Here is an 11160-nt window from a genome sequence, read left to right on the forward strand (position 1 = left end):
CCAACGTCTTTGGTGGTTTGATTGCGGTCAGCCCAATTGTAACCGGGGATGACCTTGTCCGCCGTGCCGCTTTTTTGCTGGGCCATCTGCTTGTTTTGAGGCTGCGGCAGGTCTGGATGGGCAGGATTGATTCCCGTATCCACGACCGCGATCAGCATTCCTTCGCCCTTCACTTTCGCCTCCTGCCATGCTTTCGGCGCCTCAATCATCTCCAGAGTCGATGTGGGCGCCTCTGTCACCTGTTCCCCCAGGAGCACTTGTTCCATACTGCTCCACTCGTCCGCTTCCTGCGGCGAATTCTGGCTGCTGCCGGGAGCAGCGCCGTTTGACAGGCGGCGGTGGTGTTTCAGCAAATCCTGAATAACCCGCTCTCGGGTAACCAAATTCCCCTGCAGAAGTGCCACTTTTTTGCCGGTCGTGTTGTTCGTACCGGTGACATGTGCTGATATCGGCATAAGAAGCAAAGATAAAGCCACACCTAAACAGATTATACGTCGTTTCATCATCCAGGCCCCCCTCAAAAACATCCCTGACCTCAGTGTTCCAAAGCAAAGAGGGGAGTATTCAAAAACCGGAACCGCAGGGATAAATCCCTATGACAGCAAAAAACACCCTCCAACCGACATTGTCGATTGAAGGGTGCTGGGCAGCTTATGAGAAAAAGAACGTCTTGATCGCGTGTTTCGTCGTTTCCCTGTTCATGTGTGCAATGGAAGTCGTCAGCGGAATGCCTTTCGGGCAAGATTGGACGCAGTTTTGCGAGTTGCCGCACTCGCCGATACCGCCTTCCGCCATTAATGCTTCCAAGCGTTCGTGTTTATTCATTTTGCCGGTTGGATGCTCGTTGAACAACCGGACTTGGGAAATCGCAAACGGGCCGATGAACGGATTTTTGCTGTTCACGTTCGGGCAAGCTTCCAGACATACGCCGCAAGTCATGCATTTGGACAATTCGTACGCCCATTGACGGTCTACTTCGGCCATCCGCGGACCAGGTCCCAGATCGTAGGTACCGTCGATCGGAATCCACGCTTTCACGCGCTTCAATGCGTCGAACATGCGGCTGCGGTCAACGGAGAGGTCGCGCTGTACCGGGAAAGTAGTCATGGGAGCGATTCGGATCGGCTGTTCCAGCTTGTCGATCAAAGCCGAGCAGGCTTGGCGGGGCTTGCCGTTGATCACCATCGAGCAGGCGCCGCAAACCTCTTCCAAACAGTTGGATTCCCATACAACCGGCTTTGTTTTTTGCCCCTGTGCGTTAACCGGATTGCGTTGAACCTCCATCAGTGCGGAGATGACGTTCATTCCCGGACGGTATGGAACCTTGAATTCCTCATTATATGGTGTGCTGTCAGGAGTATCTTGACGAGTCACGATCAAATGAACATACTTTTCGGCCATGATCAATGTCCTCCCTTATCGTGCGAGTAGTCACGTTTCCGCGGCGGAATCAACGAAATGTCTACATCCTCGTAGTAAATGTCGGGAGCCAGCGTCTCAGGGTTGAATTTGGCCATCGTAGTCTTCAGGAAGTCCTTGTCGTTTCTCTCCGGGAATTCCGGCTTGTAGTGGGCACCGCGGCTTTCGTTGCGTTTGAGCGCACCCAAGGTGATCACCCGGGCCAATATCAGCATGTTCCAAAGGTGACGGGTGAAGGACGCTCCGGCATTGCTCCAGCGCTGCGTATCATTGATGTTGATCTTCTTGTAGCGCTCCATCAATTCCTGAATTTTTTCGTCCGTCTTTTGCAGGCGGTCGTTGTAGCGAACGACGGTTACGTTGTCGGTCATCCACTCGCCCAGTTCACGGTGAATCACATACGCGTTTTCCGTTCCGTCCATTTTCAGGATGTTCTCGTATTTCTCCTGATGATGTTTGGTATAGCTGTCCAATACAGCGCTGGACAGATCGCTGGAAGATTTATTCAAGCCGTTGATGTACTCAATTGCCTTCGGTCCTGCGACCATGCCGCCGTAAATGGCGGAGAGCAGCGAGTTGGCACCGAGACGGTTGGCGCCGTGCTGCGAGTAGTCACACTCGCCTGCGGCGAACAGTCCTGGGATGTTGGTCATTTGGTTGTAGTCGACCCACATGCCGCCCATCGAGTAGTGGACAGCCGGGAAGATCTTCATCGGAACCTTCCGCGGGTCATCCCCGACGAATTTCTCGTAGATCTCAATGATCCCGCCGAGTTTTACGTCCAGTTCTTTTGGATCCTTGTGTGACAAGTCCAAGTATACCACGTTTTCGCCGTTGATCCCCAATTTCAGGTCAACGCAGACGTGGAAAATTTCCCTAGTTGCGATGTCGCGGGGAACGAGGTTCCCATATGCCGGATACTTCTCTTCCAAGAAATACCAAGGCTTTCCGTCTTTGTACGTCCAGATCCGTCCGCCTTCCCCGCGGGCAGATTCGGACATCAGGCGCAGCTTGTCATCCCCGGGAATTGCCGTCGGGTGAATCTGGATAAACTCGCCGTTGGCGTAGATAACCCCTTGCTGGTACAGTTCGGAAGCAGCCGTACCCGTATTGATAATCGAGTTGGTCGTCTTTCCGAAGATAATCCCCGGTCCGCCGGTCGCCATGATGACGGCGTCGGAGGCAAACGATTTGATTTCGCCGGAACGCTGATTTTGCGCGGTAATTCCCCGGCATACGCCAGCGTCATCCAGGACGGCACCCAGGAAGTCCCAGTATTCGTACTTGGTGACGAGACCTTCCGTCTCGAAGCGGCGCACCTGTTCATCCAGCGCGTACAGAAGCTGCTGGCCGGTTGTCGCTCCGGCGAACGCCGTACGGTGGTGCTTCGTTCCCCCGAAGCGGCGGAAGTCAAGCAGCCCTTCAGGCGTCCGGTTAAACATGACGCCCATCCGGTCGAGCATGTAGATAATCCCCGGTGCCGCATCGCACATCGCTTTTACCGGAGGCTGGTTGGCGAGAAAGTCCCCGCCGTAAATCGTATCGTCAAAGTGTTCCCAGGTAGAATCGCCTTCCCCTTTGGTATTGACAGCGCCGTTAATCCCGCCCTGTGCGCAAACAGAGTGGGAACGCTTAACCGGAACAAGGGAGAACAGTTCTACGGGTACTCCATGTTCTGCTGCTTTGATTGTCGCCATCAGGCCGGCCAATCCGCCGCCGACAACGATTAGTTTGCCTTTTGCCATCATTTCTTCCCCCTGTCTCTATTGAATAAATGCTGCCACTGCCCGCAGGCCGACGAAGGATACCAGGACGAAAACGATCATCGTAAAGTAAGTGGCAACTCGCTGCGAGCGCGGCCCGATGGTAATTCCCCAGTGAACGAGGAACGACCAGATTCCGTTGGAGAGGTGGAAGACGGCGGCGAGCACGCCAAGCACGTAGAAGACGACCATGACCGGGTTGCTCAGGATGTTCGCCATCATGTCGTAGTTTAATTCCACGTTGCCAAGGGCGATTTGAATCCGTGTCTCCCAAACGTGCCACGCAACGAAAATAAGGGTAAACACCCCGGTAATGCGCTGCCACATGAACATGTGGTTGCGGAAATAACCGTAATTCTTGACATTGTTCTTCGATTGGAATGCGTAGTACAAACCGTAAATCGCATGGAACAGAAGCGGAAGATAAATAAAAAGGAATTCTGCAAAGAGCAAAAACGGAATGCTTTCCATCGTTGCCGCTGCTTTATCGAATGCTTCGGCTCCTTTCGTCGCCTGGTAGTTGACCGTCAAGTGAATCAACAAAAATGCACCTACTGGAAATAAGCCTAATAATGAATGCAGCCTATGGTTAAAAAATTGACGGCTGTTCGCCATGCTGGGCCCCCCTTGTGATCAGTCCTCGCTTATTTCTGTGAAAAACGTCTTGACGTTTTTCATAAAACATGGATTTGACCGCTTGCGGTCAGCAAAACGGTCTTGACCGTTTTGTAACCATCAAACCCTAACCTCTTCTCCACTATCCTGTCCCATTGATAGTCCGGTTAGACTCATTCTTTCACTACCGCCAAGTAAACTATTCATCGCCATCCCCCCCTCGCCGGACAGGCTTTATGTAAACGATTTCTGATCCGGACAACGAAGCTTGTCCGAATTTGTCAAATTGTAGAGAATCGGCGTTTGGTATCTGACCACAACCATTTTACCCCTGTCTCTACAGAGCGTCAAGCGATTGATGAACTGAATTCATCTATAGAATAAACGCAGTCAAACAGAAAAAATAAGCCGACAGCGGCACGGTACATCAAAAGCCTGCCGCGGGCTTTTTGACAGCTCTGAAACTTGGCTGGGCCAAACCTGTCATGTCCCGATTCTCCGGCTCATATTTTAGTAACAATCCCAATAAAAAGGAGCCGAAGCGATGCGCCAAACGATCGATCCGCTTGCTACCCTCCTCGCCCCTGACGTAATCGCCCGGGCGGAGCAAATGAATATGCCCTACCTTGGCTATCACTTTTTGCGTGAGACGATGACACAAAAGCTGCTGGGTGAAAGCGAGCCGCCAATCCTCTACTGGATGGGCAAAGACATCGGCAGTGAATTTGCGTTAAAATCCGCCGCCGACTTGTCCATGCTGTTTATCCGGCTTGGGCTCGGCAAGCTTGAGCTGGTGGAGGAAACCTCCGACTACCATCAATTTTCCCTCACCCATTTGCTCTACGACCACCTTCCCGGCAGCCGCCTGAAACATTCCCTTTCCTTTGAGTGCGGGATCATCGCCGGAGCGGTGGGCCGCTGCCTGAAGAAAAAGGTGCGGGCAGAGCTTGTCATCAGTCCCATTGTACCGGGCAAACAGCGCCTTGTCACCATACACGTCTATTCAGAGGACAAGCACTAGGCAAAACGAGGACTCCGCCCACATTTCCAGCGGAGTCTCTTTGCTTGCTGCCGATCCAGGATTGCTCTCATCGGTCGAAGTAAGGCTTGATAATCCTCCCCATCTTTTGAAATTCGACCAGAAAGCCGTCGTGGCCGTATTTGGATTCCATGATGTAGAAATCGACATCCTTCCCCAGGCGGCGCATCAGCTCCGCCATTTCACGCTGATGTGAGTCGGGGTAGAGCAGGTCGCTGTCAATGGCGATACTGACCACCTTCGCCTGGACGCGGGAGAGCGCCTGTTCAATGCCGCCTCTGTTTACACCGATGTCATGCGTATCCATCGCCTTGAGCAGGGTGAGATAGCTGTTGGCGTCAAAGCGATCTACCAGCTTTTCGCCCTGATAGCGCAAATAGCTCTCGATTTGAAACATCGTCTGGGACGGATCGGAATCATTGGGCGCCTGCAGGCTTCGCCCGAACCGCTCCTCGAACAGCTCCGCCGTGCGGTAGGTAATCATGCCGATCATTCGCGCTACCGAAAGCCCCCGTCTCGGTCCGGCCCCAGGGTAGTAGTCGCCGCCCTGCCACTCGGGATCGGATTGGATCGCCTGACGGGCCACATCATTATAGGCGATGGCGATCGCCGAAAACCGCGAACAAGTGGCAATCGGAAGGGCCAGCTGCATCATCTCCGGATACTCGGTCATCCACTCGTACACCTGCATCCCGCCGACAGATCCGCCGATGATCGCATAGAGCTGATCGACGCCGAGGACCTCCAGCAGCCGGCGCTGCACCCGGACCATGTCGCGAATCGTGATGAACGGAAATCGCGAGCCATAGGGCTTGCCATCGCCGGGACACAGGCTGGCCGGTCCCGTCGTGCCGTAGCAGCCGCCGAGCACATTGCTGCAGATCACATAATACTTGTTGGTGTCGATCGGCATGCCCGGGCCGATCAACCCCTCCCACCACCCGGCGCGCTGTTCGTCCCCAGCCACGTAGACATCTCCGGTCAGCGCATGGCAGACCAGCACGGCGTTGTTCGCCTCCCGGTCGTACGTCCCATACGCTTGATACCCTACTTCTACCTGCCGAATACATTCTCCTGATTCGAGAACCACATCCCCGATTGCCACACGTTTCACTTGCGCATCCTCCTTGCCGATTGAAGAAAAACGAACCCCCTCTTCTTTGGAGAAGAGGGGGTGCAACAGACATCCCGGTCACCCACTCTTATCTCTCAAGTGCACGCTGTTACACTTGTAGGATTTAGCACCTCTCCGCTCTTGCGGGGTTGCCGGGTTTCATCGGGCCAGTCCCTCCACCACTCTTGATAAGAGTTCCATTGTTTAATTTTGGAAACTTCATCAAACACTACTCATTTTAAAAACTTTTCTTAATCATACGCCGGGAGTCTTTTCCTGTCAACCGGCAAACCGAGATTTTGGGGTTTTTCAGATGCCGTGAACGACTGCTTGTTCTGCCACGTCAAGCCCAAACGCCGTATGCAGGGTCCGTACAGCCAAGCTGGTCTGCTCGGCAGGAATGACGCAGGATACCTTGATGTCGGAAGTAGAGACCATCTTAATCGAGATGTCCTGCTCCGCCAGCTGTTGAAACATTTCGGCGGCGACGCCCGGATTGGTGATCATCCCTGCGCCCACGATCGAGACCTTGGCCAATCCCGATTCATGCTCCACCTTGTCAAAACCGAGCGCTTCCTGATAAGCGGCCAGCGTGTCAAGCGTCCTGACCAGATCATCGGAAGAAACGGTGAAGGAAATATTGGTCACGGCGGCATCGTACGAGCTTTGAATGATAATGTCGACGTTGATTTGTGCGCCCGCCAAGGTGTTGAACAGTCGCGACAACGTCCCTACGCGAGCCGGCATTCCCACGACGGTAATCTTGGCGATATCTTCATCATGGGCTACACCGCTTACTACTCTTCCTGTTTCCATATCGGCAGCCTCCTCTACGCAAGTGCCTTCTTCTTGTGAAAAGCTAGATCTGACCACTAATTTCACCTTGTATTTTTTCGCCGCTTCCACGGATCTGGGATGAAGCACCCCGGCTCCGAGGATAGCCAGCTCCAGCATTTCATCGTACGAGATGCTGTCCAATTTTTGCGCCATCGGGACGACGCGCGGGTCGGCGGTGTATACGCCGGATACATCGGTAAAAATTTCGCACTTGTCCGCCCGCAAACTCCCGGCCAGCGCGACGGCAGTCGTGTCCGATCCGCCGCGTCCCAAGGTCGTGATTTCGCCTTTTTCGCTGATCCCCTGAAAACCGGCGACGATGACGATGCGTCCCCGCTGCAGCTCCGAACGAATCCGGGCGGTATCCACTTCCTGAATCCTGGCTTTTCCGTGCACGGATTCCGTGGCGATGCCCGCCTGCCAGCCGGTCAGAGAGACCGCATCATATCCTTTTTGCTGCAGGGCCATGGCCAGCAGCGCGATGGAAACCTGTTCGCCCGTCGTAAGCAGCATATCCATTTCCCGCGCTGACGGATTGGGCGCAATCTGTCTCGCCATCTCGATCAAAACGTCTGTCGACTTCCCCATGGCCGAGACGACAACCACCATGTCGTTGCCCGCGTTTTTATACTCAATGATCCGGTCTGCGACCCGCATGATGCGTTCGACAGTCCCCACCGAGGTGCCGCCGTACTTTTGCACAATCAAACCCATTCTGGCTTCTCTCCTTCTCTATTGGATCCGATACGTAAGTCAAGTGGGCAAATCTCTTCTTATCGACAGAAAAGTTTAGAAGAAAAACTTCGATTGAAAACTTCTCGCAGAATTAGGAAGCTTTTCATGCAGGATCAGGAAGCCCTGCTTTCTTACCTGCCAAAAAAGGCAACGACAAGGATTAACCTGCCGTTGCCGCGCATGGACATACCGGTTCCTCCTTCCCTACTCCGAGCAGCAGTCAGTATCAAACAGACTCCTGTTCAGTGAGTTAGCTCTCCATCCGGGTGACAGGCAACCACGCGGATGACAGTCCTGCGCTTGTTCAACGCAGGCCCAGCACGGCAGATGTCGAGCAAATCGGCCGCACTTCGGCGAATGCCCCTTTCCCGCTCCTGTCGTCAATGCCCGCATCTCGAAGAGGGTACTCATGGCCTTCGCGCCTCTAGCTCACTTCTGCAATTCGGTTGGGAGTCAAGTCACTGACTCTCCAAACGAGGGAAGTGAGTTCTAGTTATTCATTTGAAAGGGATTATACCACGTAAACAGGCAGCGTTCAATTCATTTTGCGCAGATGCTGGATGATCTCACGGGCCAACTTGTCCCCGATTCCCAATTGCCGATATTCCTCCACACTGGCCTGACGCATCCGCTCGATCGATCCAAAGTGTTGAAACAGCAGCTTTCTCCTCCGTTCGCCAACGCCTGGAATCTCGTCGAGCTGCGAGCTGAGCAGCGATTTGCTGCGAGCGCTCCGGTGGAAGGTGATCGCAAAGCGGTGTACCTCATCCTGGATACGCTGCAGCAGGTAAAACTCGTAACTGTCCCGCTTCAGCTCGACAGGCGAAGGCGGGTCGCCAAACAACAGCTCCGCGGTTTTATGCTTTTCATCCTTGGCCAGTCCGCACACCGGAATGTACAATCCCAGCTCATCTTGGAGCACCTCCATCGCTGCGCTGATCTGCCCCTTGCCGCCGTCGATGACGATCAGGTCGGGCAAAGGCTGGTTCTCTTTCAGCAGACGAGTGTAGCGGCGGCGGATCACTTCCCGCATCGAACCGTAATCGTCCGGTCCGGTTACCGTTTTGATCTTGAACTTGCGGTATTCTTTTTTGTCCGGCCGGCCGTCGGTAAAGACGACCATCGCCGAAACGGGCTCCACCCCCTGAATGTTCGAGTTGTCGAACGCTTCGATCCGATGGGGCGCGCTGATGCCCAGAATGTGGCCGAGGTTGTGAACGGCCTGGATGGTCCGCGCCTCGTCCTTCGACATCAGCGAGAATTTTTCTTCCAGGGCAAGCCTTGCGTTTTCGCAGGCCATCTGCACCAGCTCGTGTTTTTTGCCCCGCTTCGGCGTCAGCACTTTTACCCCCAGCCACTCCGCGAGCAGCTCCGGTTCGCTTTTCTGCGGCAGGAGAATCTCTTTTGGCAGGGCCTGCAGTTTGTCGTAGTAAAATTGGGTCACGTAAGACATAAAATCCTCTGTCTCGTCCGCGTAAAAAGGAAAGGCCGCCGACTCCCGCTCGATCATTTTGCCCTGGCGCATGTAAAACACCTGGACGCACATCCAGCCTTTGTCTGTCGCAAAGCCGATAATATCCCTGTCTACCGTGTCCATCAGGGTGATCTTCTGCTTTTCCATCACCGCTTCGATATTGTGAATCTGGTCGCGCAGTTCCTTGGCCCGCTCGTACTCCATATTCTCGGCCGCCTGCATCATTTTTTCTGTCAGTTCCGCCTTCATCGCCTCATGGCCGCCGTCGAGAAACTTCGCGATCTCAAGGGCGATCCGCTGATTCTCCTCTTGGTCCACCTCGTAGACGCAGGGAGCCAGACACTGGCCCATGTGGTAGTACAGGCAAACCTGTTTGGGCAGGGTCTTGCACTTGCGCAGCGGGTAGAGACGGTCGAGCAGTTTTTTCACCTCGTTCGCCGCCCCGGCGTTCGGGTATGGTCCGAAGTACTTCGCCTTGTCTTTTTTCACCTTGCGGGTAATCTCCAGCCGCGGATGCGTTTCATTGGTAATCTTGATGTACGGATAGGTCTTGTCGTCCTTCAGCATGACGTTGTAGCGCGGATTGTGCTGCTTGATCAGGTTGCACTCCAGGATCAGCGCCTCAATCGGGGAAGAGACGACGATGTATTCAAAGTCGGCGATCTCGCTCACCAAAAGCTGCGTCTTGCCGTCATGGCTGCCCGTAAAGTAAGAGCGAACGCGGTTCTTCAGGACTTTTGCCTTGCCGACGTAGATGATTTCGCCCTGCTTGTTTTTCATCAGGTAACAACCCGGTTTGTCAGGCAGCACGGCCAGTTTGTCTTTTATCGTGCTCATGCCGCTCCCCCCTTTCATAGGCAGTAACGTATTTTTGCTCTACTCTCCATAGTAGCACAAACGTTCCTGCAGTTTCATGGGGAAATGGAAGAAAAACCGGGAGAACGCTCGGGTTGGATAACAGAGAGCCGATTTTGTTTACAAAGGTTCCGTTTTAAGAAGGGGTGCTAACAGTTTTCTTGCTTCTTGTTGAAGCCGTTGCCCCCGAGAATTTTCGATTGAATTCCCAACTCTCTTGCTTTTTTCACGACCGGGGGGCCTTCTCGCCAAGGATTTGCAGCCCCATTGAGTCATAAAAATTCATTTAAGCATAATAAGAATTTTTATCGATACCTTCTTGAAACGCAACAAAAAAACAGCATCAGTTGTCTGATGCTGTCAAGGCCGAAAACTTACAGGTGTTTGCCCAGTGTCGCCATCAAGGCTTCTTTTGGTTGGAAGCCGATGACTTTATCGACCATCTGGCCGTCTTTGAAGACCATCAGGGTCGGAATCGACATGACGCCGAAGCGGCCGCTCGTTTCCGGATTTTCGTCGACGTTCAGCTTGGCGATTTTTAGTTTTTCTCCTACCTCACTATCGATTTGCTCCAGAACCGGAGCTATCATTTTGCAAGGACCGCACCAAGGCGCCCAGAAATCGACGAGTACGGTACCGCTTTCCACTTCCTGTGCAAAAGTTTGGTCTGATACGTTAACAATTGCCATGAAGGCTCTCCTCCTTATTTTCCTTTGTGAATCACCTTACGATTCAAAAGTATACCATTCCCTTTCGAAAATAACTATGGCAAGCGACACTTTCAAGCATACACATATTCTGCCCATCGATTGCAAAAGATACGGTCAGATTGACATTTTCCTTGAAAAACGGCATATTGTAAGGAAATTAGACGTTGTACGTATCCTCCTTTACGCTTTACAATAGAAATAGGGTGATTCGAATGGAACCAAAACATTACGACTACTCTCACATGTGTCCGAAATACGAGAAAGCGATGGAAATTATCGGGAAGCGTTGGACCGGTTTGATCGTTCGCGTCCTCATGAGCGGTCCGTGCCGATTTAAAGATGTAAAAGAGCAAATACCGGATATGAGCGACCGGATGCTGACTGAGCGAATGAAAGAGCTGGAAGCTGCAGGCATTGTCGTCCGCCGGGTATACCCCGAAACCCCTGTACGCATCGAGTACGAATTGACCGAAAAAGGCAAGGATTTGAAATCAGTGATTGATGCCATCGGTGAGTGGGGAGATCGCTGGGAATGAAAAAACCAAAAGAGGAGATCTTGGTTCCTGCTCAAGATCTGCCTCTTTTTTTCCTTTCTTAGC

General features: G+C 53.1%; 9 protein-coding genes, 1 pseudogene and 2 riboswitches. Of the genes and pseudogenes, 2 read left to right on the top strand and 8 right to left on the bottom strand.

Annotated elements, in window-relative coordinates:
* From HGBM_RS30715 to HGBM_RS06250, 4 genes and pseudogenes are all read right to left on the bottom strand, one after another.
* Positions 1-503 (bottom strand): annotated as a pseudogene (locus HGBM_RS30715) (S8 family serine peptidase); the annotation flags it as partial.
* 148 nt (positions 504-651) lie between these two features.
* Complete coding sequence (sdhB, locus tag HGBM_RS06240; protein ID WP_019120230.1) at positions 652-1401, bottom strand: succinate dehydrogenase iron-sulfur subunit; 750 nt, start codon at positions 1399-1401, stop codon at positions 652-654.
* A 2-nt stretch (positions 1402-1403) separates the two neighbouring features.
* Positions 1404-3164 (bottom strand): succinate dehydrogenase flavoprotein subunit, encoded by a 1761-nt coding sequence (sdhA, locus tag HGBM_RS06245; protein WP_019120231.1) that lies wholly within the window; start codon positions 3162-3164, stop codon positions 1404-1406.
* An 18-nt stretch (positions 3165-3182) separates the two neighbouring features.
* Positions 3183-3797 (bottom strand): succinate dehydrogenase cytochrome b558 subunit, encoded by a 615-nt coding sequence (locus HGBM_RS06250; protein ID WP_019120232.1) that lies wholly within the window; start codon positions 3795-3797, stop codon positions 3183-3185.
* Positions 3798-4341: 544 nt separating this feature from the next.
* On the opposite strand from HGBM_RS06250, the gene HGBM_RS06255 reads away from it, so the two are divergent.
* The gene (locus HGBM_RS06255) at positions 4342-4818 is read left to right on the top strand and encodes a DUF2507 domain-containing protein (RefSeq protein ID WP_019120233.1); all 477 of its coding nucleotides are present in this window, start codon (positions 4342-4344) and stop codon (positions 4816-4818) included.
* Positions 4819-4885: 67 nt separating this feature from the next.
* Here the strand turns inward: HGBM_RS06255 and metX are convergent, their stop codons facing one another.
* From metX to trxA, 4 genes are all read right to left on the bottom strand, one after another.
* Positions 4886-5950, bottom strand: a complete 1065-nt coding sequence (gene metX / locus HGBM_RS06260; protein WP_019120234.1) for a homoserine O-acetyltransferase MetX — start codon at positions 5948-5950, stop codon at positions 4886-4888.
* Between the two features lie 85 nt (positions 5951-6035).
* Positions 6036-6145: riboswitch (SAM riboswitch) on the bottom strand.
* Positions 6146-6259: 114 nt separating this feature from the next.
* On the bottom strand, positions 6260-7501 hold the full coding sequence (locus tag HGBM_RS06265) for an aspartate kinase (protein WP_019120235.1): 1242 nt from the start codon (positions 7499-7501) through the stop codon (positions 6260-6262).
* Between the two features lie 264 nt (positions 7502-7765).
* A riboswitch (Lysine riboswitch) is annotated at positions 7766-7957 on the bottom strand.
* A 100-nt stretch (positions 7958-8057) separates the two neighbouring features.
* Positions 8058-9833, bottom strand: coding sequence for an excinuclease ABC subunit UvrC (gene uvrC / locus HGBM_RS06275; RefSeq protein WP_019120237.1), 1776 nt, complete (start codon positions 9831-9833; stop codon positions 8058-8060).
* Positions 9834-10225: 392 nt separating this feature from the next.
* A complete protein-coding gene (gene trxA / locus HGBM_RS06285; protein WP_019120238.1) occupies positions 10226-10540 on the bottom strand; it encodes a thioredoxin in 315 nt (104 codons plus the stop codon).
* A gap of 233 nt (positions 10541-10773) precedes the next feature.
* Between trxA and HGBM_RS06295 the strand changes: the two genes are divergently transcribed.
* Positions 10774-11097: a winged helix-turn-helix transcriptional regulator gene (locus HGBM_RS06295; protein WP_019120240.1), complete on the top strand. Its 324-nt coding sequence runs from the start codon at positions 10774-10776 to the stop codon at positions 11095-11097.
* Positions 11098-11160: the final 63 nt, after the last annotated feature.

This window comes from Brevibacillus massiliensis (assembly GCF_000311785.1).
In the GTDB taxonomy this organism is placed as follows: domain Bacteria; phylum Bacillota; class Bacilli; order Brevibacillales; family Brevibacillaceae; genus Brevibacillus_C; species Brevibacillus_C massiliensis.